We start from the raw sequence: 26,849 nt of genomic DNA, 5'->3' as shown, positions 1-26,849 counted from the left end.
CCTAACGACTCCTGTTTCAGTTGCGGCCGGCAGTCACGCCGCCATCGACCGGCAGCACGGTGCCGGTAATCCACGAAGCTTCCTGCGAGGCGAGGAACAGGATCGCCTCGGCCACATCGGCTGGCTGGCCATTACGGCCCAGCGGATGGAAAGCATTGAAGGTCGGCAGTGCCGCCTTGACCTGATCAGCGTCCATGAAGGTGCCGTAGACCGGCGTCTCGACCACTGCGGGGGCCACGGTATTGATGCGGATGTTGGCGCTCGCCAGTTCCAGGGCCAGGTTGCGAGTCAGCGCGTGGACACCCGCGTTAGCGGCGGAATAGGCCGCCGACGGGGTAGCCCCGATGGCCTGGATGGCCCACAGCGAGCCGGTCTGGACAATCGCCCCGCCACCGCGCTTGAGCATGGCCCTGGCGGCCGCCTGGGCCATGAAAAATTTGCCCTTGAGGATGATGTCCAGGAAGGCGTCGTACTCGTGGGGTTCCACTTCAAGGAAGGGCTTGGGGCTGAAGATGCCGGCGTTGTTGATCAGAATATCCACCCCGCCGAACTCATTCACCGCGAGATCCACCAGCGCCTGGCCCGTGGCCGGCTGGGCGATATCGCCCGCGAGGGTGCGCACATTCTGGCCGGTCGCATCGATGTCCCGGGCAACCCGGGCGAGCTTGGCGGCGTCACGACCACCGATCACCACACGGGCACCGGCGTCGACCAGACGCTGGGCGACCTCCTTGCCAATGCCCGAACCACCACCGGTCACAATCGCGACCTTGTTAGAAAAACTTTTCATGCCTGGATTTCCTCATTGACTGGACGCAAGGGATAAAAATATCGAAGACCTTGGATCAATCCCCGTTTCTGCTATATTTCAGGGATCTATCTGAGGACTTGGTGTGCATTCTTCGCCAAAGCCCGCAACGTCACAACGCAGAAGATTTTGTTTTCCGGAATAGAAAAACTATCAATGACCAGCCCCGCTTACCTTAACGCGCTCCGTGCATTCGAGACCGCAGCGCGACACCAGAGTTTCTCGGCCGCCGCGGCCGAGCTCAATGTCACTCCCGCAGCCGTTGGGCAACAGGTGCGTAATCTCGAGTCGTGGCTGGGCATCGCCCTGTTCATGCGTTCGAGCAGCGGCTCGGCGCGCCTGATGCTCACTGACGCCGCTCGCGCGGCCCTGCCGGATATCAGGGAAGGGTTCGATCGTTTGTCCATAGGCCTTGCGCGGTTGAAGGACGCCAGCGTGCATGCCGGGCTGACCGTCACCGTAAGCCCGGCCTTCGCCTCGAAATGGCTACTGCCGCGGATCGAGCGCTTTCAACACGCCTACCCGACGCTGGACGTGCTGCTGGATACGAACGCCCGGTCCGTGGATTTCCAGGTCGAGCAGATTGACGTGGGGGTTCGCTACGGCGCGGGGAAATGGCCGGGGCTCACCGCCGTGCACTTGATGGACGAAGTGATCTTCCCGGTCTGCTCGCCGGATTTCCCGTTGCTTGAGGGTGGCCGTCTTGCAGCCGATGCCTTGGCGCAGTGCACGCTGATCCACGACCTGTCCATGGCCAACGACCATGACTATCCCACCTGGCGCATGTGGCTGGACGCTTCCGGTTTCAACCAGATCAAGTCCGACCACGGCCTGCGGATCAACAATTCGGCTTCGGTACTGCAAGCGGCCATCGACGGCCAGGGCCTGGCACTCGCTCGCAGCGTCATGGTGCGCGACGACCTGGCGGCGGGTCGGCTGATCCGGCCGTTTGCGGACAAGGGCCTCGACTGCCCGCTGACCCAGGCTTACTACGTGGTGTACCGTCCCGAATGCAGTGAACTGCCCAAGGTCCAGGCCTTCAGGGACTGGCTGCTCGCCGAGGCCGGGCGCGCGGCCTCAGAGGCCTAGATCAGGCGAAGCGTCCTTGAGCCAGACCCGGGCACCTTGCGCGCCCGCCCTGGCTTCGAGAGGCTCGCCCGGCGGCAAGCGCATCCAGCCCAGGGGCTGCAAAGTGAAGTCCTCGCCCTGCAGTTCGCCTTCCAGCACCAGGAGTTCCAAGCCCCGCGGGTTGGCGTGCACATGAAGGCTGTCTGCCGGATAGCGTTGCACGCAAACACGTTCGTACTCGCTCTCGAACAGCAGTTGATCGTCGCGTGCATCAAGCAGCACAACAAGTGGCTGCCGGTCCTGGCGATGAAACTGGCGCAAGCGCACGAAGATCATGCAGCCAGCGCTTGCTCCGGGAGCATGCCGGCTACCTGGAGGGTTGCGCACGTACGTGCCCGCCGGGTATCGACCATGCTCATCCTCGAAGACGCCCTCCAGCACCAGGAACTCTTCCCCGCCGCAATGGGTGTGCGCACTGAATGCACTGCCGGGTGCATACCGCACCAAGGAGGTGGCCCTTGCCTGTTCACCACCGACCCGATACAGCGGCCGCCGGTACACCCCTGCCAGTGGACTGCGGACCCATGGCTGCGTGGCACCCTGCACGATGGACCTGAGAGAGTGGTCTGCGTTGATCAACGGCTTCATCACAATTGCGCCCGCCCCCCGTCGACGACCATCTCGGCACCCAGCATGTAGCTGGACGCATCACTGGCCAGGAACAGCACTGCCGCGGCAATCTCCTCGGCCCGCCCCATGCGACCGATGGGCGCTTGCGCACCGACACGCTCGGCATAGGCGCGATACGCTTCGACGCTTTGATTGGGCTGATGATGAATGGGGGTCTCAATGGCGCCAGGGCTGACGGCGTTGACGCGGATGCGTCGTTCCAGCAACTCGGCCGAAAGCGTGCGCGCGAAGCTGCGCACGGCAGCCTTGGAGGCAGACAACAACGCCCGGCCTGGCGCACCGACCTGGTTCAGCCAGGACGTAGACAGGATGATCGCCCCCCCGGACGCATGATCGGCTCAACGGCCTGCACCGAGAAAAAGACCCCTTTCACATTGATGTCCATGAGTTCGTCGTAGCGCTCCTCGGTGGTGCTCGACAACGGTGTGCCAAAGGCCACCCCGGCATTGGCGAAAAAGATGTCCAGGCCGCCGAACGCTTGCTCGACGGTCGCTGCCATCTGCCGCAGTTGCTCGCGTGATCGCACATCCGCCACCACCGTGATGACGCCGGGACCCAGCGCTCTGCGCGCCTGTTCCAATTTCTCCGCATCGCGGCCGGTGATCGCCACGCGCGCGCCCTGCTCCAGCAACTTCTGCGCCGTTGCCAGGCCGATGCCTGAATTGCCGCCCGTGATCAGGGCTGTTTTTCCGGTGAGCATAGGACACTCCTGCAGCGAGCCGGGTGGTCGGGAACGTGGAGTGCATCGGCTCGCAAGTTCGCAGGATGGAACAAAGCCGGGCCATGGGACGACTGATTAAATCTATGCATGCGCCGTAGAAAATCTTTGTTGCGAGCATTCCACTACAAGGAAAAACATGTGGCCATCAGCGACCAAAGAGCCGGCCATCAAAGCCATCTCGGCGGCAATGCGAAAGTTTTTCTATCAAACGGAGCCTTCTGCCGATGACAACGATCACCCCCATCGGCCGACGCGAACGTCGTTTTCCCGGCTGGGTCTTCCAAGCGATGGTGTGCCTGGTGGCCTTTGCGGCCAATTCCATTTTTTGCCGGCAAGCGCTGATGCAGGATCAAATCGACCCTGCGTCATTCACCGCGATCCGCCTGCTCAGCGGTGCTGTGTTCCTGCTGTGCCTGATTCGGTCGCGCCAGCCTCGGCCTGCCATGGGCGGCAGTTGGCGGGCCGGTCTGGCGCTGTTTCTCTATGCTTACTTATTCTCCATTGCCTACGTCCGACTCGGTGCGGGCGTAGGCGCCTTGATCCTGTTCGGAGCCGTGCAGGTGACGATGTTCGCCTGCGCCTGGAAACAGGGCGAGCCGGTTCAGAAAAAAGCGCTGATCGGCATGTCCTTGGCCTTCTGCGGCCTGCTGGTCCTTTTACTACCGGGCGCCGACACCCCACCCATGGGCAGCGCCCTGCTCATGGCGGTCTCGGGAATGGCCTGGGGAGCCTACTCACTGCTCGGCAAAGGCTGCGCCAACCCACTCGCAGACACCGCCGGCAACTTTGCCAGAACCCTGGCAATGCTGTGTGTGCTCGGCCCGATCATGCTCCTTGGCAGCCACCCGCGCCTGAGCGTGCCCGGCGTGCTTTATGCGCTGGCTTCCGGCATCCTGGCCTCTGGCTGCGGCTACGCGCTCTGGTATGGCACGGTCAAGAAAATCAGCGCACAACACGCCGCAACGCTGCAGCTCGGCGTGCCCATCCTCGCCTCGCTGGGCGGCGTATGGCTGCTGGATGAACCCATGTCGATCCGCTTGTTGACGGTCTCCATCGTTGTGTTGGGCGGCATTGCACTATCACTTAGGGCGCGAATCGCGTGAAGACCCAATCATGGTTCTGGACCCGGGCCTGGTGGCAGGCGAAGCAGGTCTGGTGCTGTGCCTCATCGGCGGGCTTGCCGTTGATAAAGCGACCGAATCCCCAGCCGCCGGTCGACGCGTATCTCTGCGAGTCCTTGACCATCACCTGGACGGTAGTGGCCGCACCGGGGATCGAGGCCGGCTCGAACTCCGGCGACTGGACGTGCTTCCAGGCCAGCTTCACCAGCACCGTGCCGTCGGGGAACGGCAGGGTTGAATCCTGATAGGCCTTCATCGCCAGACCATTGCCCACCACGGCTCGAAGTTCGTTCAGCGGCGTGGCTTCCTGGGCCGGGGCGATCAGGGCCCATTGGCGATAGCCCTCGGGAAGTTTCACCCCATAGATCGGCGAAACCTCGCCGCCCCCGTCATCGCCCAGGACCAGGCCAGCCGTGCCCCATGTCGCGGCGGCCACGGCGGCGGACATCGCCAGATGCTTGAGTTTCATCGTTGCTCTCCTGTGTGCCGAACGGTTACTTCGTCGCGGCACGTAACGGCCGGAACGCTTCGCGCAACTCTTCGCTGAACAATTGCGGCTGCTCCCAGGCAGCGAAGTGCCCCCCCTTGCCGACCTCGCTGAAGTAGGACAGCGATGGATAGGCACGCTGGGCCCAGGTCTTCGGCGCGCGGTAGATCTCCTGCGGGAACACGCTGATCGCCACCGGGACCTTGATGTCCGTGGTTTTCTGCGCGGCGGCGCTGAAGTTATTGTTGTTGTTCTCCCAATAGAAACGGGAGGACGAGGCACCGGAGTCGGTCAGCCAGTACAAGCTGATGTCGTCGAGCATTTCATCGCGGCTGAGTACGCGCTCAGGCTGGCCGTCGCTGTCGGTCCAGGCCGCGAATTTCTCGTACATCCAGGCCGCCGTACCGGTGGGCGAATCGGCCAGCAGGTAACCGATAGTCTGCGGCCGGGTTACCATCATTGCGCCGTAGGCGGCATTGCGGCCGAAGAACGTGCTCAGCGAGCGGTAGGCCGTGCGTTCCGGTTCGGTGAGCCCGGCCGGGGCCGGATCGCCGCTGTTGATCGGTTTCACCAGCTCCGGCGGCACGGTCGCTGGCATGTTCAAGTGGATCCCCAGCAGTCCGGGTGGCGCCAGGCGCCCCAGGGCATCGGAGATCACAGAACCGTGATCGCCGCCCTGGGACACGTAATGGCTGTAGCCCAACCGCTTCATCAACACGTCCCAGGCTTTCGCCACTCGGTCGGGGCCCCAGCCCAGTTCGGTCGGCTTGCCGGAAAAACCATGGCCGGGAATCGAAGGGATCACCACGTCGAAGGCATCCTCGGCGCGACCACCGTAGGCAGTCGGGTCGGTCAACGGGCCGATCGTCTTGAGGAATTCGAATTGCGAACCCGGCCAGCCGTGGGTGAGGATCAGCGGCATCGCGTTGGGGTGGCGCGAACGCACGTGGATGAACTGAATGTCGACACCATCGATGGTGGTGACGAACTCCGGCAAGGCGTTGAGTCGGGCCTCTGCCTTGCGCCAGTCGTAGCCGTCGCCCCAATACTTGACCAACGCCTGCACCTGGGCCAGCTGCACACCCTGGGAGGTGTCGCTGACGGTTTCCTTGTCCGGCCAGCGCGTGGCGGCGATGCGCTGGCGCAGCTCGGCCAACTTGGCGTCATCGACGTGAATGCGGTACGGGCGAATGGCTTGCGACCCGGCCTGCGCGGCGCTGGCGGTGGGGTCCTGTGCGGCCGAGGCCTCGGCGCTGGCGGCGAGCACGGCAAGACCGAGCGCACTGGCCGCGCTGGCTGAAACCAGGTAACGCTGCCAGGTAAAAACGAGCGGGGCTGCAAGCATGGTGAATCTCCTTTTGATGCCCAGAGGGACGGCAACGGCCGTCCCGACGCAGGCCATTTAAGGCCCCATGGGTATCGCGGATGTGTCACCAACGGACGCTAAAGCAACAGTCCGTATCGCAGTGGGGGCTGGATACACAGGGATACAGAGGTGGCGAGAAGGCGGCGCTACAGTCACTCCACCGCTTGTGCCTGCTGATACTCCCGAGGCGTACAGCCGAACTCACGCCGGAACACGGTGTGCAGGTACTGCGCCGATTTGAAGCCGCAACGCTGGGCGATGTCGGCAATCGGCGAGTCGGAGTTGCCGAGCCCGCTGGCGGCAGCGGCCAGCTTGAAGCGCAGGATCTCGTCGTGAACGCTGCACCCGCGCACCTTGCGAAAGTGCGACTCCAGGGATGAACGCGACACACCGACATACGCCGCCACCTGGGCGGTCTTGATGCCCTGGCAGGCGTATTGGCGGATGAACAGCAGCGCCTGCATGACGTAGGGATTGCCCAGCGGCTGGTGCAGGCTGGAAACCTGCACATTGATCGCATCCGGCGGAACCAGGATCTGCGTGCCCGTGGACGGCATGCCGTGGAGCATCTGGTGCAGCAGGCGCGCCGCGGTCCGGCCCATGGTTTCGGTGCCCTGGATCACCGAACTCAGTGGCACCCGCGTCAGGCTGCGGGTCAGCGGATCGTTGTCGATGCCGATCAACGCCACCTGCTCCGGGACGGCGATCCCGGCGGTCAGGCAGGCTTGCAACAGTTGGCGGGCGCGGGCATCGCTGACGGCAATGATGCCGATGGGTTTGGGCAGGCTTTGCAGCCAGGCGATCTGCTGTTCGACGGCGCTGTCCCAGAGCGGCGCGCTGGTGCCCATGCCGCGGTAGATCTCGGCGGGCAGGCCGTCGCGCTGCACCAGGCGGCGAAAGGCTTTTTCCCGCTCCTGGGCCCAACGATTGGCCTGTGCCTCGGGCAGGCTGAAACAGGCGAAGCGCGTCAGGCCGGCCTCGATCAAGTGCTCATAGGCCAGCGTCATCAACGCGTCGTTGTCGGTGGCGACGTAAGGGATGCCCTTCGGGTAGGCCCGCGCATCCTGGTAGGAACCGCCCACTGCCACCACGGGCAGCTTGATCCCCGCCAGCGCCTCGCCGATCAGCGGGTCGTCGAAATCGGCAATGATGCCGTCGCCCTGCCAGCGCTCGATGCCCTTGAGGCGACAGAGGAAATCCTCTTCGAGGAACAGGTCCCACGAAGCGCGGGTGCTGCTCAGGTAATTGCCGATGCCGCTGATGATCCCACGGTCGTAGATCTTGCTGCCGTTGAACAACAGGGCGATGCGGTGAACGGGCGGGACAGTTTTCATTGTTTGAACCCTTGGCCGATGGACACAGACCAGTCTCTGTCTGAAAAGCCTTGATACTCGTTCATGCTGCGTTGAAAACCGGCTCGGAATGCTCATTTACTCCAGTAAAGTCGAGCGCGACCCCGACCGTTCCTCGCCGGTTTTCGCCTTGCCTGACCTTCGTCTCAAGACTTTTCAAACAGAGACTAGGCTTGCTCGCGCTCAAGCTCAATACAAAATCGAACGGCCCGTTGGTGATTTTCATAATCAGCAGCCTCAGGTCCGGCGCTAGTATCGAGACACCGCCAAGAATAAAAAGGACACAGCCATGCCGTACTTCCCCGGTGTCGACAAGATTCGCTTCGAGGGTGCCGCCAGCGGCGCACCCCTCGCCTTCCGCCACTACGACGCCGACAAGCTCATCCTCGGCAAGCCCATGCGCGAACACCTGCGCATGGCGGTCTGCTACTGGCATTCGTTCGTCTGGCCGGGGTCCGACGTGTTCGGTGCCGGCACGTTCAAGCGCCCCTGGCAGCACGCCGGCGACCCCATGGAACTGGCCATCGGCAAGGCTGAAGCGGCCTTCGAGTTCTTCAGCAAACTGGGCATCGATTACTACTGCTTCCACGACACCGATGTCGCCCCCGAGGGCAGCTCGCTGCGCGAGTATCGCAACCATTTCGCGCAGATGGTCGATCACCTGGAACGCCATCAGGAACAGACCGGCATCCGATTGCTGTGGGGCACCGCCAACTGCTTCAGCAACCCGCGCTTTGCCGCCGGCGCGGCAAGCAACCCGGACCCGGAAGTCTTCGCCTGCGCCGCCGCCCAGGTGTTCAGTGCCATGAACGCGACCCTGCGGCTCAAAGGCGCCAACTACGTGTTGTGGGGTGGCCGCGAGGGCTACGAAACCCTGCTCAATACCGACCTCAAGCGCGAGCGCGAGCAACTGGGCCGGTTCATGCGCATGGTGGTCGAGCACAAGCACAAGATCGGCTTCAAGGGCGACCTGCTCATCGAACCCAAGCCCCAGGAGCCGACCAAGCACCAATACGATTACGACACCGCCACAGTGTTCGGCTTCCTCCAGCAGTTCGGCCTGGAGCGCGAGATCAAGGTCAACATCGAGGCCAACCACGCGACCCTGGCCGGGCACAGCTTCCACCACGAGATCGCCACCGCGACGTCGCTGGGGATCTTCGGCAGCATCGACGCCAACCGGGGCGATCCGCAAAACGGCTGGGACACCGACCAGTTCCCCAACAGCGTCGAGGAAATGACCCTGGCCACTTATGAAATCCTCAAGGCCGGAGGGTTCACCCACGGTGGATTCAACTTCGACTCCAAGGTTCGTCGCCAGAGCGTCGACGATGTCGATCTGTTCCACGGCCATGTCGCCGCCATGGATGTCCTGGCCCTGGCCCTGGAGCGCGCGGCCGCCATGGTCCAGGACGATCAGTTGCAACGGTTCAAGGACCAACGCTACGCCGGCTGGCAGCAGCCGTTCGGCCAGGCAGTGCTGGCGGGCGACTACAGCCTCGCGGCGCTGGCTGAACATGCCTTCGACAACGCGTTGAACCCCCAAGCGGTCAGTGGCCGACAGGAGATGCTCGAGAACGTGGTCAACCGGTTCATCTACCCCTGACCCAGGACTGCACCGGGAGCCTGCGAGCCTGTGACATTCGCGCGACAAATCTGTGCCCACACCGCCGTGCAACGCTCTACAGTCTTACCGGCATCCCGCTCATCGTCAGGACGTGTCTTTCAAACAACAATAAAAGGACGCACTACCATGAAAACATTCAAACGCACGTTGCTCGCCGGCGCCCTCGCCCTGCTCTCGCTCCCGGTCATGGCCGACGCCGCGCACCCGAAAATCGGCTTCTCCATCGATGACCTGCGCCTGGAACGTTGGTCGCGGGACCGCGACTACTTCGTCGCGGCAGCGGAAAAACTCGAGGCCAAGGTCTTCGTCCAGTCGGCCGACGCCAACGAGCAGAAGCAGATCTCGCAGATCGAGAACCTCATCTCCCGGGGCGTCGACGTGATTGTCATCGTGCCATTCAACGCTACCGTGCTGACCAACGCCGTCGCCGAAGCCAAGAAGGCCGGAATCAAGGTGGTGTCCTACGACCGGCTGATCCTCAACGCCGACATCGACGCCTACATTTCCTTCGATAACGAAAAGGTCGGCGAAATGCAGGCCAGCGGCGTGTTGCAAGCGGCGCCCAAGGGTAATTACTTCCTGCTCGGCGGCGCCCCGACGGACAACAACGCCAAGGTGCTGCGCGAAGGCCAGATGAAAGTGCTGCAACCGGCCATCGACAAGGGCGACATCAAGATCGTCGGCCAGCAATGGGTGAAGGAGTGGAACCCCACCGAAGCCCTGAGCATCGTCGAGAACGCCCTGACCCGCAACAGCAACAAGATCGACGCCATCGTCGCCTCCAACGACGCCACTGCAGGCGGTGCGATCCAGGCCCTCGCGGCCCAGAAAATGGCCGGCAAGGTGCCGATCTCGGGCCAGGACGCCGACCTGGCGGCGGTCAAGCGGGTGATCGACGGCACCCAGACCATGACCGTCTACAAGCCACTCAAGCTGATCGCCACCGAAGCCGCCAAGCTCTCGGTGCAACTGGCACGCAACGAGAAACCCACCTACAGCTCGCAGTACGACAACGGCAGCAAGAAGGTCGACACCATCCTGCTCACCCCGACCCCGCTGACCAAGGACAACATCGACCTGCTGGAAAAGGACGGCTTCTACACCAAGGCGCAGATCGCCGGGCAATGAGTTGAGCACCACCTTGTAGAGACCTGTGGGAGCGGGCTTGCCCGCGAAAGCGATATATGACGCACCGTCATTATCAACTGCTCGACCGCCTTCGCGAGCAAGCCCGCTCCCACAAGGTCTGGCATGAGGGTGAGTGTGGCCCTCGGCGGCGCCCGCTTATGCGTAAGTCCTTCTCCACGAGTCCTTGCCATGTCCGATTACCTGCTGCAAATGAACGGCATCGTCAAGACCTTTGACGGTGTCAAGGCCCTGAACGGCATCGATATCAAGGTCCGGCCCGGTGAGTGCGTCGGCCTGTGCGGCGAGAACGGCGCGGGCAAATCCACGCTGATGAAAGTCCTGTCGGCGGTCTACCCCCATGGCACCTGGGAGGGCGAAATCCTCTGGGACGGCCAGCCGCTCAAGGCGCAATCGATCAGCGACACCGAAGCCGCCGGGATCGTCATCATCCACCAGGAGCTGACCCTGGTCCCCGACCTGTCGGTGGCCGAAAACATCTTCATGGGCCACGAGCTGACCCTGCCCGGCGGGCGCATGAATTACCCGGCCATGATCCATCGCGCCGAAGCCCTGATGCGTGAGCTCAAGGTGCCGGACATGAACGTCTCGCTGCCGGTGTCCCAGTACGGCGGCGGCTACCAGCAACTGGTGGAAATCGCCAAGGCCCTGAACAAGCAGGCGCGCCTGCTGATCCTCGACGAGCCCTCCTCGGCCCTGACCCGCTCGGAAATCGAGGTGCTGCTGGACATCATCCGCGACCTCAAGGCCAAGGGCGTCGCCTGCGTGTACATCTCCCACAAGCTCGACGAAGTGGCCGCCGTGTGCGACACGATTTCGGTGATCCGCGACGGCAAGCACATCGCCACGACCGCCATGGCCGACATGGACATCCCGAAGATCATCACCCAGATGGTCGGGCGAGAAATGAGCAACCTCTACCCCACCGAACCCCATGAGGTGGGCGAGGTGATCTTCGAGGCGCGCCACATCACCTGCTACGACATCGACAACCCCAGGCGCAAACGGGTCGACGACATCTCGTTCGTGCTCAAGCGTGGGGAAATCCTCGGCATCGCCGGGCTGGTCGGCGCCGGCCGCACGGAGCTGGTGTCGGCGCTGTTCGGCGCCTACCCCGGCCGCCACGAAGGCGAAGTCTGGCTCGACGGCCAGCCGATCGATACGCGCACCCCGCTCAAGGCGATCCGCGCCGGCCTGTGCATGGTCCCCGAAGACCGCAAGCGCCAGGGCATCATCCCGGACCTGGGCGTGGGCCAGAACATCACCCTGGCCGTGCTGGACACTTATTCACGCCTGACCCGCATCGATGCAGAGGCCGAGCTGGGCAGCATCGACAAGGAAATCGCGCGCATGCACCTCAAGACCGCGAGCCCGTTCCTGCCGATCACCAGCCTGTCGGGCGGCAACCAGCAAAAAGCCGTGCTGGCGAAAATGCTCCTGGCCCAGCCCCGGGTGTTGATCCTCGATGAACCGACCCGCGGCGTGGACGTCGGCGCCAAGTATGAGATCTACAAGCTGATGGGCGCGCTGGCAGCCGACGGCGTGTCGATCATCATGGTCTCCTCGGAACTGGCCGAGGTGCTGGGGGTGTCCGACCGGGTGCTGGTGATCGGCGAAGGCCAGTTGCGCGGCGACTTCATCAACCACGAACTGACCCAGGAACAGGTGCTCGCCGCCGCGCTCAGCCACCCCGATGGCCATCACAATAATGATCGGAAGTCCGCGTAGATGAATCAGGTCAAACAACTGTTCTCCCGCTACAAAATGCTCGCGCTGGTGATCGCCGTGGCGATGATCTGGCTGTTCTTCAGCTGGCAGACCGAGGGCGGCTTCCTGACCCCGCGCAACCTTTCCAACCTGCTGCGGCAAATGTCCATCACCGGGATCCTGGCCTGCGGCATGGTGCTGGTGATCATCAGCGGCGAGATCGACCTGTCGGTGGGGTCCTTGCTGGGGCTGCTGGGTGGGCTCGCGGCGATCCTTGATGTGGTCTATCACATCCCGCTGCTGGCGAACCTGAGCCTGGTCGCCCTGTGTGGCCTGGTGATCGGCCTGGGCAACGGCTACATGACCGCCTACCTGCGCATCCCCTCGTTCATCGTCGGCCTGGGCGGCATGCTTGCCTTTCGCGGGATCCTGCTGGGGGTCACCGGCGGGACCACCATCGCCCCGGTGTCGCCGGAGCTGGTCTACGTCGGCCAGGGCTATCTGCCGCACGCCGTGGGCACCGGGCTGGGCGTGGTGCTGTTCGCCCTGACCCTGTTCCTGACCTGGAAACAGCGGCGCAATCGAGCTTTGCATGGCCTGGCGGCGCACTCGTTGGTACGCGACGTGCTGCGGGTGGTGCTGATCGGCGCGGTGCTGGCCGGCTTCGTCTACACCCTCAACAGCTACGACGGCATCCCGGTTCCGGTGCTGCTTTTGCTGGTGCTGCTCGGCGTGTTCAGCTACGTCACCAGCCAGACCGTGTTTGGCCGGCGGGTGTATTCGGTGGGCAGCAACATGGAAGCCACGCGCCTGTCGGGTATCAACGTGCAAGCGGTGAAACTGTGGATCTTCGGCATCATGGGGGTGATGTGCGCCCTGGCCGGCGTGGTCAACACCGCGCGCCTGGCAGCGGGTTCGCCCTCGGCCGGCAACATGGGCGAGCTCGATGCCATCGCCGCCTGCTTCATCGGTGGCACTTCGATGCGCGGCGGCTCCGGCACGGTCTACGGCGCCCTCCTCGGCGCGCTGGTCATCACCAGCCTGGACAACGGCATGTCGATGCTCGACGTCGACAGTTACTGGCAGATGATCGTCAAGGGCAGCATCCTGGTGCTGGCGGTGTGGGTCGACGTGAGCACCCGCACCGGACGACGCTGAGCCGGGACTGGCGATGGCCCCGACGCCGTCGCCACCACGTGGCACGGCACAGGCCAAGGGCATTTTTTGGTCTATAGTTTCCAGCGAACCCGTTGATACACCTTTTCGCATGGACGCAATCGGGAGCTTCGGCCATCCGTCTCTTCCCCGGCGGATGTCCGCTAACCTGGAATGCCGGTACAACGCACGGAGCACATCATGTCGATCCAACGGACGAGTGGACTGAGGCAGGCTCGTGGTGTCGCCACCGATGCATCGCCCCGCCCCCCAGCCCGGCTCTTTCGACATGGCCTCGACCGCATAAGGGAAGCTTACGTCCTGCTGCCGCTGCTGGCGCTGCTCCTGCTGATCGCCCTCTGGTCCGCCACCCTCTATCTCATCCAGGTCGAACAAACCCGCGCCCAGCGCAACGCCGCGACATTGAGCCTGGAGATCAGCGCCACCTATGAGGCCCAGATGCTGCGCGCGGTGCGTGAAATCGATCAGACCCTCAAGCTCGTCAAGTACGCCTACGAGGCGCAAGGCGAGCACAACCCACTCACCGGGCTCAGGGAGCGAGCGCTGTTGCCGCCGGCCCTGTTGTTCGACGTGAGCGTGGTCGACGCCGACGCCCAACTGGTCGCCAGCACCCGCGCCAACGACACCAGCCATGGCAATGACCCGCAAGAACTGCGCACGCTACGGCACAACGACACGCTGCTGGTCAGCCGTCCCTGGAAAGACCCGCGCACCGGAGAATGGCGATTGCGCTTCAGCCGGCGCCTCGATGGACCGCAGGGCACGCTCTCGGGGATGGCCCGCGTCGAGGTGGACGCGGCCTACTTCGTCAGCAGCTATGACCCCTCGAAACTTGGCGTCCAAGGGGTACTCGGGCTGCTGGGCACCGACGGGGTGTTCCGGGTCCGGCGCACCGGCGATACCCTGCTGGCGGGCGATACGGTCGACTACGCAGCCCTGGTGCCAGACACCGAGGACACCCAGGCGTTGCTGCTGGTCAACCATTGGGACGGCGTGCGCCGCTACACCAGTGCCCGCCAGCTCTACGACGTTCCCCTGGCGGTGATCGTCGGGCTGTCCGAAGAGGAACAACTGCTTGCCGTGACCCGCCAGGCCCAGGTCTATTTGCATCGAGCCACCGCAGCCAGCCTGCTGCTGATCTGCCTGGCGGGTCTGCTCAGCCGGATGAGCTGGCAATTGGCGCAAAGCCGTCTGCAGGCTGCCGAAGCCAAGGTCGCCTACGCCGAACGCGTCGAATACCTGGCCTACCACGACGGCCTCACCGCGCTGCCGAACCGCAGCCTGTTCAGCAAACTGCTGGTGCAGAACATTCGCGAAGCCAGCCGTTATCGACGCCAGATGGCCGTACTGTTCCTCGACCTCGACCGCTTCAAACTGATCAACGACACCCTCGGCCACGATGCCGGCGACCAGTTGCTGCAAGAAGTCGCCCACCGTCTCAAGACCTGTCTGCGCGAAAGCGACATCGTCGCCCGCCTGGGCGGCGACGAATTCGTGATTCTGCTGCCGCAGCTGTCGGATGAACAGTACGTAGGGGCCACCGCCCAGAAAATCCTCGGGGCGATTGCCAGGCCCTTCAACCTGCAAGGGCAAGAGTTTCGCGTGACCGCCAGCATTGGCATCAGCCTGTACGACCGCGACGGCCAGGACGAACAGACCCTGAAGAAAAACGCCGACATCGCCATGTACCAGGCCAAGCAGCAGGGCAAGAACACCTTCCAGTTCTACTCCGAGCGCTTGAACGCCGAATCACTGGAGCGGCAAACCCTCGAACTGGGCTTGCGCCATGCCTTGGAACGGGATGAGTTCAGGCTTCACTACCAGGCCAAGCGCGACATCCGCAGCGGGCAGATCACCGGCATGGAAGCGCTGTTGCGCTGGGAACACCCCGACCTTGGCCTGGTGGCGCCCATGCAGTTCATTCCGGTGGCCGAAGAGACGGGCCTGATCGTGTCCATCGGCCAATGGGTGCTGCGGACGGCTTGCCTGCAAAACGTCGCCTGGCAACAACAGGGACTGGCGCGGTTGTGCGTGGCCGTGAACCTGACGGCCCGGCAGTTCTTCGACGACGCGCTGCTGAGCGACCTTGCCACTGTCCTGGCCGAGACCGGCATGGACGCCAACCTGCTGGAACTGGAGATCGCCGAGAGCCTGCTGATGCAGGACGTCAAGGCTGCCCTCCAGGTCCTGACCGGGCTCAAGCAACTGAACGTGCGCATCGCCATCGACGATTTCGGCGTCGGCTACTCATCGCTCTCGGCCCTGCAGCAGTTCCCGCTCGACGCCATCAAGATCGACCGCTCGTTCATTCGGGACGTGGCCCGGGTGTCGGAGGACCGGGCCTTGACCGAGGCCATCATCACCATGGGCCGCAGCCTCAGCCTGACGGTGGTGGCCCAGGGCGTGGAAACCAAGGAGCAAGCCGACTTCCTGCGGGACAACGCTTGCGATGAATTCCAGGGGTTCTACTTCAACAAGCCGATGCCCGCCGACCAGTTCCAGGCCTTGCTGCAAGCGCAAGCGCCTCACCCCTAGTCCTCACGGCGGATCCGCCGGCAGCACCCGGACACTGTCGTCCACGTCTCGCGCATCGATGTAGCCGACACTGTCGGGGTGGCCGGCCAGGTACTTCTTCACCTCCGCGCTGCTGCCAAGGGTTTCCGGCGGTTGGCCCCGGCCGGTAAAAATGATCTTCGACCAGTGCGCCTTGAGCTGGGCGGCGGACTTGCCGGTGAAGCGGGTGTAAAACTCGTCGCGAATCGCCGAGCCCTCGGGCAAATCAATGGGAACGGCCTGCCCGCCATCGGGAAAACGATTGGTCTTGCCCAGGAAGATATTCGCCACCTGGCTGCCCGCCAGCGTCTTCACCGGGCTGGCACTGGCAACGACCACCACCACCTCGGCCATCGCCAGCGTGCTGCCAGCGGACAATACGACGCCTGCCATCGCACACCCCGTGTGCTTGAGAAAGCGCATGATCGGGCCCATCAGAACACGAAATCCACGGCGACGCTGAGCAGGCTGAACGAGCCACCGGGCTCGAAGTCCGGCTGGAAATTGGTCAACGGTCCAGTGGCGGTGCTGCCAAGGCGCGTGTGGTCGTACTGCAGCTTGGCGTCCATGTTCTTGGTGAAATCCCAGCGCACGCCCAGGGACAGGGTCTGCTGGCGGCTGCCTGAGCCGAGGATGCCGTTGAGCGCGCCGTTGAGCTCACCCGCCGGCCCCACGAGCTCAGGCGGCAGGTTCGAGGTGTCCAGCCCCTCAGTGGACGTTTCGCTCAGGGTCTTGGAACGTGCATAGGTGACATAGGGTGTGAACGCATTGATCCTGTAGCCGCTGCTGACGTACCAGGCGCTCATCTCGCCAAACGCCGCGTGGCTTTTGAAATGCCCCCATTCGCCCATGACGAACCAGTCGCCTGGATCGTAGATGGCGCCCACGCCGACGAAGTTGAAATGCTTGCCTTTGGTGTCATAGCGGTCGGCAATGTCGTCGCCCTGCGCGCCGAACTGCCGGAAATCATCGAACAGCGGGTTGAAGGGCTCGTAGGTCAAATGCGTCTGCTGGAAGGTGATGCGCGTGGTCAAGGCGCCGTATTCGGTCAGGTTGGAAACGCCCCACGATTCCCGGGCGCGGGTTTCACCCGTGCCGTGGGGCATCTTCACCGTGCTCTGGCCCACGTTGCCCTGCACCGTGTTGGCAACATCGCCCACGTGCAGCCGGTAGCTGAGGTCCATGCCGTCGGTGCTGGTCACAGGGATCATGCTGTACACCTCGCCCGGCGGCCGTACCCAGGGAAGCGTGTAGCCGACCTTGCGAGTGTCGGAAAACAGGAAGGCCGGCTGCACCGTGCGACCGATGCGCAGGCTGAAATCCGGCGTGACCTGGTACTTGAAGTTCGCCCACTCCAGGGAGGGCCGGTAACTGTTGTCGTAACGTTGCTCCGAAATGACCTGCACCACCGCAGAAAGCTGCGGGTTGAAACGGGCGGTCAGCTGGGCCCCGATCAGGCTGTCGACATCGGCGCTCCAGTCGCGGGTGTGCCCGGCACCATTGGGCTTGTAGATGCTGGAGGTGTAGTCGGCGTTTTTCTCGTTGGAGTGAACCATCCCCACCGTGCCGAAGCTGCTCACTGAAAACGTCGGGCCCTGGGCGTCGGCGGCGTGCGCGGTGCAGGCGCACAGGGCCATCACGGCCAACGCCAGGGGGTTGAGTCGTGGCGTCATGGGTCAGTGCAGCCCTATGGCAAGGGAGATTTCAGCCAGGCTCGCTGGCGCCCTGGAACGTGTAACGACATTGATTGCGCAATTGCCCGGGGAGACTGCCACCATGCGTTCTAATCCTTGTAACGTTGGCTCAGTAGGCATTCGGTGATGCCACGAACGACATTGTAGTCGACAAACCGCCACCCGCCCGGCTCATGCCCGGCCGGTCGGGCCCGAAGGCCGGGTGGGCAGTTCCAGGGTGAAGGTGGCGCCCTGCCCCGGCCCGGCACTCTGGACCTTCAATGCCCCGCCCATCTCCATGGCGGCCAGCACGCAACTGTGCAGGCCGAAACCGTGGCCATCCTTGCGGGTGGTGAAGCCGTGGGCAAAGATGCGCGTCAGGTTGTCCTCGGCGATCCCCTCGCCATTGTCGATCACCCGGATGATCAAGGTCTGTTCCGTGTTCAGCTCGCCCTGCAAGGTGATCACCGGGGGCCGATCCGCCATGTCGACCATCGCGTTGCCGGCGTTCTTGATCAGGTTGACCAGGATCATCAGCACCCGGTGCTTGTCCAACTCAACCGCCGGCAAGCCTGTGAACGCCTTCTGCACCGTGACGTGGCGGGTCGTGAGCACGCCGGCGTTCATGCGTAACGCATCCTCGATCAGTTGCTGGACCTGCACGGTCTCGCGCAGGCTGGAAGCGCCTGAATACGATTGTTGGGCCGCCACGACTTCCTTGATGTGATCGATGCTCTTGGTCAACTGCTCAAGCTCTTCGGCCATGCTCTTCTGCTCGACCGCCAAGGCCTCCACCACCTGGTTCAGGTAGCCGGGCAGCAACCTGCCTTTCTCGTCCTGCGAGATGAAGTGGCCGAGGTCCTCGGTGTGCTGGTTCATCAACTGCATCGCCTTGCCCAGGCCCAAGGCTTTACTGGTGCGCAGTTTTTGCGTCAGCACCTCGGCGCAAACGTTGACGCTGTTGAGGACGTTGCCCACGTTGTGCAGCACGTTGGTGGCGATCTCGGCCATGCCGGCCTGGCGGGCGACGGCCACCAACTGAGTCTGGGCTTCAGCGGTGCGCAGGCGACTCTGTGCCAGCTGCCAGCTCATGCGGCTCAGCAACACCACCAGGAACATCAACACCAGACTGCCGGCCGCGGCCCGCCACACATAGGTTTGGGCTTGCTGGGTGACGGCCGCCAGCTGCTCCTGTTCGGACAACCCGACGATCACCGCCAGCGGCAGGTCATAGAGCTGCCGAGCGCTGGTGTAGCGGCGTACGCCGTCCCAATCGTTGGTCAGCAGCAGCGCCTGGGTGTCCTCGGTGTCCGGCACCAGCGCCGCGTAATCCACCGTGTCACCGGCCTGCACCGTCTCCCCGGTGCGCCGCACCCGGAACACGCCGTCGGTGCCCAGCAACCCGAAGACGCCCTGCTCGCCGAGCTTCGAGGCATCGTAGCTGCTGACGAAATAGTTCGCGTCAACCTCGACCCTGGCGACCCCCGCGAACCCGCCATCGGCCGAACTGAGGCGCCGGCTGAAGCGCAACCGCCATTCGCCGTTGAGCGGGTTTCTCCAGGGGCGGCTGATCAACAGCGTGTCGTCGCGCCGCAACGTGCGCAGGTCGTCCGCGTCGTCGACCACTTCCGTTTCGTTGGCCCGGGTGCTGGCCACCAACCTGGCATCGGCGTCGATCACGCTCACGTCAAACAACAGCGACGGCGGCAACAATGCCCGCTCCTTCAGCCTGGGCAGCGGGTTGCGCTGGCCTTCGGCCTCGTAGGTGTACTTGACGAGCTTGAGGGTCTGGTCGATTTCATGGACCGCCCGCAGCATCTGGGCTTCATAGGTCGCGCTGACTTCCAGGCTGACTGCCGCCGCGTTATGCCGCGCCCGGGTCAGTTCGCTGGTGATGAGGTACAGCGTCGTCAGCCAGATGGCCAACAACAGGAAAACCGCCAGCAGCGGAAACAGGACATACGCCTCCTTGGCATGACCGAGCCCACGCCGCAAGACGCGGCCCATGGCCTGGGAAACCGTCTCCGCGGACCTGGCGATACCGGAGGCCAACCTCAGTCCATCTGGCCGTTGAAACGACATGATGCGCTCCCTGCGTTGAACCGGCGTGTTCCTTGCGGCGTTCGGGCAAAACGATTGACTGGAGAAACTATAGATCACAAAACCGGTGCGGGCGTCGGGTGCTCAACAGCGAATGAGCGAACGAAACGCGCCCGAAAATCTCGCTGAAACCCACCTTGCCCGCTCCCACAGGGGATTGGGGGTGTACGCAGCCTTCGCATACACCACCGAGACCTGTGGGAGCGGGCTTGCCCGCGAAGACGGCGGCACATTCAGCATCTTCATGACAGACACTCCGCTTTCGCGGGCAAGCCCGCTCCCACCCAGGATTGAGGGTGTACGCAGCCTTTGCATGCACCAGCAAGACCTGTGGGAGCGGGCTTGCCCGCGAAGACGGCGGCACATTCAGCATCTTCATGGCAGGCACTCCGCTTTCGCGGGCAAGCCCGCTCCCACCCAGGATTGAGGGTGTACGCAGCCTTTGCATGCACCAGCAAGACCTGTGGGAGCGGGCTTGCCCGCGAAGACGGCGGCACATTCAGCATCTTCATGACAGACACTCCGCTTTCGCGGGCAAGCCCGCTCCCACCCAGGATTGGGGGTGTACGCAGCCTTTGCATACACCAGCAAGACCTGTGGGAGCGGGCTTGCCCGCGAAGATGGTGGCTCATTCAGCATCTTCATGGCAGACACTCCGCTTTCGCGGGCAAGCCCGCTCCCACCCAGGATTGAGGGTGTACGCAGCCTTTGCATGCACCAGCAAGACCTGTGGGAGCGGGCTTGCCCGCGAAGGCGGTGGCACTGTCAACGGGCCTCCAGAAAACACCCCAATGCGCCAGCCTCTGCCAGTACCCGCTGTCCGCCTTTTCCTACTGCTCCCGCCAGATAAATACCCAGCAACTCATAGGAAATTGCCAATAACCCAACCAGATCAGAAAAGTACCCTAGTCGCGTTCCGCTGCGTTTCGCTAACGTCAAAAAAACGAAGTTTGACTCTATAAGGCCATCACCTATCGTTCCTCCCCGAGACCACACCCAGGGACCGGGTGGCCCGGACGCCCTTTGAGGGTGAGGTCGTCAATGCTGTTCGATCAAGGAGCGATAAACATGTCTGGAGCAACCCAAACCATTGATGTGCTCGTCAACGTTGATGCCGATTACCTGCTCGCCCACCCCGGCGACGTAGGCGGCGCAATTGCCATGCTGGTAACCCGCAGTGCCGTCGACAGCCATGCCAACATCACCAGCGGCGAAGGCGAAGGCGGTAACGAGTTGTGGTTCGATGTAAATCCCGGTGACATCATTCGCTGGCGAGCCACCACGCTGTCGCGCAATTTCGACCGCATCGCGTTGATCAAGGACGTCGAGATCGGCAACCCGCACCAGGGCGGTGATTACAAGGGCACGATTTCGAAACCGACACCCTTCAATATCCCCGGCATCCCCGTGCCTTATCTGGACAACGGTGCCCCTGGTGGTATCTCCAAGACCGATGTGACCTATACCTTCTGGCAGTCCACTGCATTGAGCCCGGGAAAGCTCTGGTACCAAATCTACTTCGTGCTGCTGGACCGCAACCTGAACCAGATTGGCCCGACCAACACGTGGGACCCCTACGTCACCGTCAATAACCAATAACCGAAAGGCAAAAAGCCCCGTGGGAGCACAGTCAGCTGTGCGCCCACGGGGCTTTGTGGACTGACGGGGCTGGCTTTCTAGGCCGCTTTTTCAAACTCCAGCAATGCCGCCAATACCAACGGGTGCAGGACCGCCTCGGGATGTTTCGTTTGCCAGGCCGTCAAGTCGCGACACATGGCTGGCGTCCAGAAGCTCTTGATGTGTTGGTACACGCCACGCACCGCCACCGCAGGGTCCGGTTCACTGGCGAAGTACTGACCAATCTGGTTGGCCATCTTGATCAAGCTGTCAGAACTCATCGGCGCACCTCGGCTTTCTCGGCATGACGGCGTTCCCTCAGCAGGCGGCCTTGTTCATCACTGAACGCCTGGTAGCGTTTCTGCCATTCCGAAGGCTGGCTGACCCGCACGATCTCCACCGCCGTCACTTTGTATTCCGGGCAGTTGGTGGCCCAGTCGGAGTTGTCGGTGGTGATCACGTTAGCGCCCGACTCCGGGAAATGGAACGTGGTGTAAACCACGCCCGGCGCCACGCGCTCGGTCACCTTCGCCCGCAGCACGGTCTGCCCGGCACGGCTGCCGATGCCGACCCAATCGCCATCGACGATGCCACGGTTCTCGGCGTCGGTCGGGTGGATTTCGAGGCGGTCCTCCTCGTGCCAGGCGACGTTGTCGGTGCGCCGGGTCTGGGCACCGACGTTGTACTGGCTGAGGATACGGCCGGTGGTCAGCAGCAGTGGATAACGGTTGTTGACCTTTTCCTCGGTGGGCACATACCCGGTGAGCATGAATCGACCCTTGCCGCGCACGAATTGCTCGATATGCATGGTCGGCGTCCCGTCCGGCGCGGCATCGTTGCACGGCCATTGCAGGCTGCCGTGACGATCCAGCTCGGCGTAGCTGACGCGGGTGAAAGTCGGTGTCAGGCGGGCGATCTCATCCATGATCTGCGAAGGATGGCTGTAGTCCATCTTGTAGCCCAAGGCATTGGCCAGGGCGATCGTGGCCTCCCAGTCAGCCTTGCCGGCCAGCGGGTCCATGACCTTGCGCACCCGGGAGATGCGTCGCTCGGCGTTGGTGAAGGTACCGTCCTTCTCGAGGAACGAACTGCCCGGCAGGAACACGTGGGCGAACTTGGCCGTTTCGTTGAGGAAGATATCCTGGACGATCACGCATTCCAGGGCACTCAGCGCCGCGGTCACGTGCTGGGTGTTGGGGTCGCTCTGGGCAATGTCCTCGCCCTGGCAGTAAAGCGCCTTGAAGGTGCCATCCAACGCGGCCTCGAACATGTTCGGGATGCGCAGGCCCGGATCGGGTTGCAGGGTCACGTTCCAGGCCTGCTCGAACTCGGCGCGGACCGTTTCGTTGGAAATGTGCCGATAGCCCGGCAACTCGTGGGGGAACGAGCCCATGTCGCAGGAACCCTGGACGTTGTTCTGCCCACGCAGCGGGTTCACCCCGACGCCCTCGCGGCCGATGTTGCCGGTGGCCATGGCCAGGTTGGCGATGCCCATCACCGAGGTGCTGCCCTGGCTGTGCTCGGTCACGCCGAGGCCATAGTAGATGGCAGCGTTGCCACCGGTGGCGTAGAGCCGTGCGGCGGCGCGGATCTGTTCGGCCGGGACGCCGCAGACCGCTTCCAAGACCTCGGGCGCGTTCTCTGGCAGGCTGACGAAATCGCTCCAGCGGGCAAAATCGGCCGCCTCGCAGCGCTGTGCGACAAACGGCTGGTCAACCAGACCTTCAGTGACGATCACATGGGCCAGCGCGTTGAGCATGGCCACGTTGGTCCCTGGACGCAGTTGCAGGTGCAGCTCGGCACGGGCGTGGGGCGAATCCACCAGGTCGATGCGACGTGGGTCGATGACGATCAGCCGAGCGCCCTGGCGCAGACGACGCTTGAGCTGGGAACCGAAGACCGGGTGCGCATCGGTGGGGTTGGCGCCCATCACCAGGATGACGTCAGCCTTCATCACCGAGTCGAAATTCTGCGTGCCGGCCGATTCGCCCAGGGTTTGCTTGAGGCCATAACCGGTGGGCGAATGGCAAACACGGGCGCAGGTGTCGACGTTGTTGTTGCCGAATGCGGTACGCACCAGCTTCTGCACCAGGTAGGTTTCTTCGTTGGTGCAACGGCTGGAGGTGATGCCACCGATGGAGTCACGCCCGTACTTGAGCTGGATACGGCGCAATTCGCTGGCGGCATACGTCACCGCCTCGTCCCAGCTGACTTCCTGCCACGGGTCGTTGATGTGCTTGCGGATCATCGGCTTGGTGATGCGGTCCGGGTGAGTCGCGTAGCCCCAGGCGAAACGGCCCTTGACGCAGGAGTGGCCGTGGTTGGCCTGGCCGTTCTTGTCCGGGACCATGCGCACCAGTTGCTCGCCTTTCATCTCGGCACGGAAGGAACAGCCTACGCCACAATAGGCGCAGGTGGTGATGACGCTGCGCTCCGGCTGGCCGATCTCCACCACGCTCTTGTCGATCAGGGTGGCTGTCGGGCAGGCCTGCACGCACGCACCGCACGACACGCATTCGGAATCGAGGAAATTCTCACCGCCGGCCGCTTCGACCCGGGAGTCGAAACCACGCCCGCTGATCGTCAGCGCGAAAGTGCCCTGGATCTCTTCGCAAGCCCGAACGCAGCGGCTGCACACGATGCATTTGCTCGGGTCGTAGTCGAAATAGGGGTTGGAAACATCCTTGGCATCGCTCAGATGGTTGGCGCCCTCGTAGCCATAGCGCACTTCGCGCAGGCCCACCTGCCCCGCCACCGTCTGCAACTCGCAATTGCCATTGGCCGGACATGTCAGGCAGTCCAGCGGGTGGTCGGAGATGTACAGTTCCATGACGTTGCGGCGCAACGTGGCGAGCTTGGACGTCTGGGTGCTGACCACCATGCCCTCGGTCACCGGCGTGGTACAGGACGCCGGATAGCCGCGCATGCCCTCGATCTCCACCAGGCACATGCGGCAGGAGCCAAAGGCTTCCAGGCTGTCGGTGGCACAGAGTTTGGGAATGGTGGTGCCGAGCAAGGCCGCCGCGCGCATCACCGACGTACCGGAAGGTACGCTGATTTCACGTCCGTCGATGGTCAGGCTGACCTGCACCTCGCTTTCGCGCGCCGGGGTACCCAGGTCGATATCGCTGCTGGGATCGAAGATGTTGATCATTGGTCGGCCTCCGTGGTCGCCAGACCGAAGTCGGCGGGGAAGTACTTGAGGGCGCTGGCCACGGGGTAGGACGTCATCCCGCCAAGGGCGCAGAGCGAGCCGTATTGCAGGGTGTCGCAGAGGTCTTGCAGCAACAGCACCTGTTCCTGGCGAACAGCGGTATCGGTACTGGCGATCAAGCGATCGACCACCTCCACCCCACGGGTGGAGCCGATCCGGCAAGGCGTGCATTTACCGCAGGACTCTTCGGCACAGAATTGCAGGGCGAACCGGGCCATCTGGGCCATGTCGAGGCTGTCGTCAGCCACCACCACGCCGCCGTGGCCAAGCATCGCGCCCATGGCGGCGAAGGCTTCGTAGTCCAGCGGGGTATCGAATTGCGAAGGTGGCACCCAAGCCCCCAGTGGTCCGCCCACCTGGGCGGCTTTCAACGGTCGACCGCTGGCAGTCCCGCCACCGTAGCCTTCCACCAATTCCCGCAGGGTCAGGCCGAACGCGCGCTCGACCAAACCACCCTGGCGGACGTTGCCGGCCAGTTGGAACGGCATCGTGCCCAGGGAACGGCCCATGCCAAAATCGCGATAGAACTGCGCACCCTTCTCCAGGATCACCGGTATCGAAGCCAGGGTCACCACGTTGTGGACCAGCGTCGGCAGGCCGAAGAGGCCTTGCAGCGCGGGCAACGGCGGTTTCGCTCGCACTTCGCCGCGCTTGCCTTCGAGCGACTGCAGCAGCGACGTTTCTTCACCGCAGATGTAGGCCCCTGCCCCCACCCGGACTTCCAGTTCGAAGGTGCGACCGCTGCCGGCCACGTCCTTGCCCAGGTAGCCAGCGGCGCGAGCGATGCCCAGGGCGTCGTTCAGCGTACTGACCGCGTCCGGGTATTCCGAACGCACATAGATGTAGCCCAGGGTGGCGCCGACAGAGATGCCGGCAATGATCATGCCTTCGATCAGCAGGAACGGATCGCCCTCCATCAACATGCGGTCGGCAAACGTTCCGGAGTCGCCTTCGTCGGCGTTGCACACCACGTATTTCTGCGGCCCCACGGCCTCGCGCACGGTGCGCCACTTGATGCCCGCCGGGAACGCCGCCCCGCCCCGACCGCGCAAGCCGGAATCGAGGACACTGGCGACCACGTCCCCGCCATCCATCTGGACGGCGCGGGCCAGCCCGAGGAAGCCGCCCTGGGCACGGTAATCGTCCAGGGACAAGGGCTGGGTGATGCCGGCACGGGCGAACAGCAGGCGCTGCTGGCTCTTGAGATAAGGTATGTCTTCCACCGGCCCCAGGGCCAGCGGGTGGCTGCTCGGGTCGCCGGCCAGCGCATCCAGCAGGCTCGGCACGTCCTGCGGCGTGACCGGGCCGAAGCCCAGCCGGACGCCATCGCGTTCCAGCTCCACCAGCGGTTCCAGCCAATAGAGGCCACGGGAACTGGTACGTCGCAACGCCAGCGGCTGTTGTCGGCGCTCGGCCTCCGCCGCCAGCGCTGTGGCCACCTTGTCCGCGCCCACGGCACGGGCTACCGAGTCACGAGCAATGCAGAGCGTCAGCATGCGCCATCCTCCAGGCAACCATTGACCAGTTGGCGCAGGCGTTCCGGGGTCAGGCGTGCATGCAGCTCACCGTCCAGTTCCAGGGCCGGCGAACAGACGCAGGCGCCCAGACAATAGACCGGCCGCAGGCTGATGCGGCCATCGGCACTGGTGCCGTGGTCGTCCAGGGACAGGTGTTCGCGCAATTGCGCGGCCAGGCCCTCGGCGCCCATGCTCTTGCAGGACTCCGCGCGGCACAGGCGCAAGGTATGGCGGGCCGGTGGCGTGGTACGAAAATCGTGGTAGAAGCTGATCACCCCACGCACTTCAGCCTGGCTGAGGTTGAGGGCATGGGCGATTTCGGGGACGGCGATGTCGGGCACATACCCGCAGCCTTCCTGGATGGCGTGCAGGATGGGCAGCAAGGCACCGGGGGTGTCCTTTTCAAGCGCCAACACACTCTGAATCAAAGGCAGGTGAAGCGTCTCATCAGGCATAAACGTACCTCGGCATCTCGAACGACACTGCCGCCTGGCGGCAGCTGTCCGGAGTCTTGGCTGCGGCGTCCGGCCCACGTCACGGTAGCGTGGCAAATCCGGTCGCCATTCTCGCTCACCGGCCAAGTGTCTTTGGCGCACTCGGTCCGGGGCATCATCACAGCTTGCCATTCCCGCCGCTGGGCGGTAGCACACAGGCGACTAAACGTGTTCTGAAAGCGACTTGGGTTGGGAAGTCGTCCTGTGCCTACAGGAAAGTCAGATAACCCTTTCAGTGTAGGCGAACCCCAGCGAAGGGTTGGACTGACGGGCTGACGGTCGTCCGCTGGGATGGCAGGGAAAACAGGCGCGCCGGAGCATCCCAACATCAGGTTACAAATAAGCGACAAGCGTCGTAGCGATATTCAACCACCACAACACCATGCCATCCCCGTCTGGATCGAGGTGACAA

The 26,849-nt window shown here is 63.5% G+C and carries 21 protein-coding genes and 1 pseudogene; 8 read left to right on the top strand and 14 right to left on the bottom strand.

The window, feature by feature from the left end; translation table 11 throughout:
* Nucleotides 1-16: 16 nt before the first annotated feature.
* Nucleotides 17-790 (bottom strand): SDR family NAD(P)-dependent oxidoreductase, encoded by a 774-nt coding sequence (locus tag KI241_RS11375; protein ID WP_212803709.1) that lies wholly within the window; start codon nt 788-790, stop codon nt 17-19.
* 174 nt (nt 791-964) lie between these two features.
* Between KI241_RS11375 and gcvA the strand changes: the two genes are divergently transcribed.
* Entirely contained in the window at nt 965-1,897 is a 933-nt protein-coding gene (gene gcvA, locus KI241_RS11370; RefSeq protein WP_212803708.1) for a transcriptional regulator GcvA, read from the top strand.
* Here the strand turns inward: gcvA and KI241_RS11365 are convergent.
* Together KI241_RS11365 and KI241_RS11360 are read right to left on the bottom strand one after the other, a co-directional pair.
* Nucleotides 1,886-2,524 (bottom strand): cupin domain-containing protein, encoded by a 639-nt coding sequence (locus KI241_RS11365; RefSeq protein WP_053007370.1) that lies wholly within the window; start codon nt 2,522-2,524, stop codon nt 1,886-1,888. The genes gcvA and KI241_RS11365 overlap by 12 nt on opposite strands.
* Nucleotides 2,524-3,266, bottom strand: a pseudogene (locus tag KI241_RS11360) (SDR family oxidoreductase). The gene KI241_RS11365 and the pseudogene KI241_RS11360 overlap by 1 nt, the downstream one beginning before the upstream one ends.
* Nucleotides 3,267-3,511: 245 nt before the next feature.
* Here KI241_RS11360 and KI241_RS11355 point away from each other — a divergent pair.
* Nucleotides 3,512-4,390, top strand: a complete 879-nt coding sequence (locus KI241_RS11355) for a DMT family transporter (protein WP_042730157.1) — start codon at nt 3,512-3,514, stop codon at nt 4,388-4,390.
* Here the strand turns inward: KI241_RS11355 and KI241_RS11350 are convergent.
* The 4 genes from KI241_RS11350 to KI241_RS11335 form a co-directional block, all read right to left on the bottom strand.
* On the bottom strand, nt 4,371-4,877 hold the full coding sequence (locus KI241_RS11350) for a cytochrome P460 family protein (protein ID WP_047735427.1): 507 nt from the start codon (nt 4,875-4,877) through the stop codon (nt 4,371-4,373). The genes KI241_RS11355 and KI241_RS11350 overlap by 20 nt on opposite strands.
* 25 nt (nt 4,878-4,902) lie before the next feature.
* A complete protein-coding gene (locus KI241_RS11345; protein WP_212803707.1) occupies nt 4,903-6,240 on the bottom strand; it encodes an epoxide hydrolase family protein in 1,338 nt (445 codons plus the stop codon).
* Nucleotides 6,241-6,413: 173 nt separating this feature from the next.
* Complete coding sequence (locus KI241_RS11340; RefSeq protein WP_123578080.1) at nt 6,414-7,595, bottom strand: DNA-binding transcriptional regulator; 1,182 nt, start codon at nt 7,593-7,595, stop codon at nt 6,414-6,416.
* Nucleotides 7,596-7,656: 61 nt separating this feature from the next.
* Nucleotides 7,657-7,839: a hypothetical protein gene (locus KI241_RS11335; RefSeq protein ID WP_212803706.1), complete on the bottom strand. Its 183-nt coding sequence runs from the start codon at nt 7,837-7,839 to the stop codon at nt 7,657-7,659.
* Nucleotides 7,840-7,902: 63 nt separating this feature from the next.
* On the opposite strand from KI241_RS11335, the gene xylA reads away from it, so the two are divergent.
* From xylA to KI241_RS11310, 5 genes are all read left to right on the top strand, one after another.
* Nucleotides 7,903-9,219: a xylose isomerase gene (xylA, locus tag KI241_RS11330; RefSeq protein ID WP_042730153.1), complete on the top strand. Its 1,317-nt coding sequence runs from the start codon at nt 7,903-7,905 to the stop codon at nt 9,217-9,219.
* A gap of 147 nt (nt 9,220-9,366) precedes the next feature.
* On the top strand, nt 9,367-10,368 hold the full coding sequence (xylF, locus tag KI241_RS11325; protein WP_042730152.1) for a D-xylose ABC transporter substrate-binding protein: 1,002 nt from the start codon (nt 9,367-9,369) through the stop codon (nt 10,366-10,368).
* A gap of 189 nt (nt 10,369-10,557) precedes the next feature.
* Nucleotides 10,558-12,114 (top strand): D-xylose ABC transporter ATP-binding protein, encoded by a 1,557-nt coding sequence (gene xylG, locus KI241_RS11320; RefSeq protein WP_042730151.1) that lies wholly within the window; start codon nt 10,558-10,560, stop codon nt 12,112-12,114.
* Nucleotides 12,115-13,251 (top strand): sugar ABC transporter permease, encoded by a 1,137-nt coding sequence (locus KI241_RS11315; protein ID WP_042730150.1) that lies wholly within the window; start codon nt 12,115-12,117, stop codon nt 13,249-13,251.
* 198 nt (nt 13,252-13,449) lie between these two features.
* The gene (locus tag KI241_RS11310; protein WP_212803705.1) at nt 13,450-15,804 is read left to right on the top strand and encodes an EAL domain-containing protein; all 2,355 of its coding nucleotides are present in this window, start codon (nt 13,450-13,452) and stop codon (nt 15,802-15,804) included.
* A 3-nt stretch (nt 15,805-15,807) separates the two neighbouring features.
* Here the strand turns inward: KI241_RS11310 and KI241_RS11305 are convergent, their stop codons facing one another.
* The 3 genes from KI241_RS11305 to KI241_RS11295 all read right to left on the bottom strand — a co-directional run bounded on the left by KI241_RS11305 (nt 15,808) and on the right by KI241_RS11295 (nt 19,577).
* A complete protein-coding gene (locus KI241_RS11305) occupies nt 15,808-16,215 on the bottom strand; it encodes a phosphate ABC transporter substrate-binding protein (RefSeq protein WP_237614155.1) in 408 nt (135 codons plus the stop codon).
* Nucleotides 16,216-16,256: 41 nt separating this feature from the next.
* On the bottom strand, nt 16,257-17,495 hold the full coding sequence (locus KI241_RS11300) for a porin (protein WP_212803704.1): 1,239 nt from the start codon (nt 17,493-17,495) through the stop codon (nt 16,257-16,259).
* A 192-nt stretch (nt 17,496-17,687) separates the two neighbouring features.
* Nucleotides 17,688-19,577, bottom strand: coding sequence for an ATP-binding protein (locus tag KI241_RS11295; RefSeq protein WP_042732799.1), 1,890 nt, complete (start codon nt 19,575-19,577; stop codon nt 17,688-17,690).
* Between the two features lie 1,086 nt (nt 19,578-20,663).
* Here KI241_RS11295 and KI241_RS11290 point away from each other — a divergent pair.
* Nucleotides 20,664-21,194 carry an AidA/PixA family protein gene (locus tag KI241_RS11290; RefSeq protein ID WP_042731835.1) on the top strand — a complete coding sequence of 177 codons (531 nt, stop codon included), beginning with the start codon at nt 20,664-20,666 and terminating at the stop codon, nt 21,192-21,194.
* A 77-nt stretch (nt 21,195-21,271) separates the two neighbouring features.
* Here KI241_RS11290 and KI241_RS11285 read toward each other — a convergent pair whose 3' ends face one another.
* Genes KI241_RS11285 through KI241_RS11270 form a run of 4 tightly spaced genes read right to left on the bottom strand, consistent with a single transcriptional unit; the run spans nt 21,272 to nt 26,398 of the window.
* Complete coding sequence (locus tag KI241_RS11285) at nt 21,272-21,493, bottom strand: formate dehydrogenase subunit delta (RefSeq protein ID WP_212803703.1); 222 nt, start codon at nt 21,491-21,493, stop codon at nt 21,272-21,274.
* Complete coding sequence (gene fdhF, locus KI241_RS11280; RefSeq protein ID WP_212803702.1) at nt 21,490-24,366, bottom strand: formate dehydrogenase subunit alpha; 2,877 nt, start codon at nt 24,364-24,366, stop codon at nt 21,490-21,492. Before fdhF ends, KI241_RS11285 begins: the two co-directional genes overlap by 4 nt.
* Entirely contained in the window at nt 24,363-25,922 is a 1,560-nt protein-coding gene (locus KI241_RS11275) for a formate dehydrogenase beta subunit (protein ID WP_123578072.1), read from the bottom strand. The genes fdhF and KI241_RS11275 overlap by 4 nt, the downstream gene beginning before the upstream one ends.
* Complete coding sequence (locus tag KI241_RS11270; protein WP_212803701.1) at nt 25,916-26,398, bottom strand: formate dehydrogenase subunit gamma; 483 nt, start codon at nt 26,396-26,398, stop codon at nt 25,916-25,918. The genes KI241_RS11275 and KI241_RS11270 overlap by 7 nt, the downstream gene beginning before the upstream one ends.
* Nucleotides 26,399-26,849: the final 451 nt, after the last annotated feature.

This window comes from Pseudomonas sp. Cab53 (genome assembly GCF_018325965.1).
Lineage (GTDB): Bacteria > Pseudomonadota > Gammaproteobacteria > Pseudomonadales > Pseudomonadaceae > Aquipseudomonas > Aquipseudomonas chlororaphis_E.
Note: the sequence above shows the minus strand (reverse complement) of the source record. Positions and strands in the feature narration are given on the sequence as shown.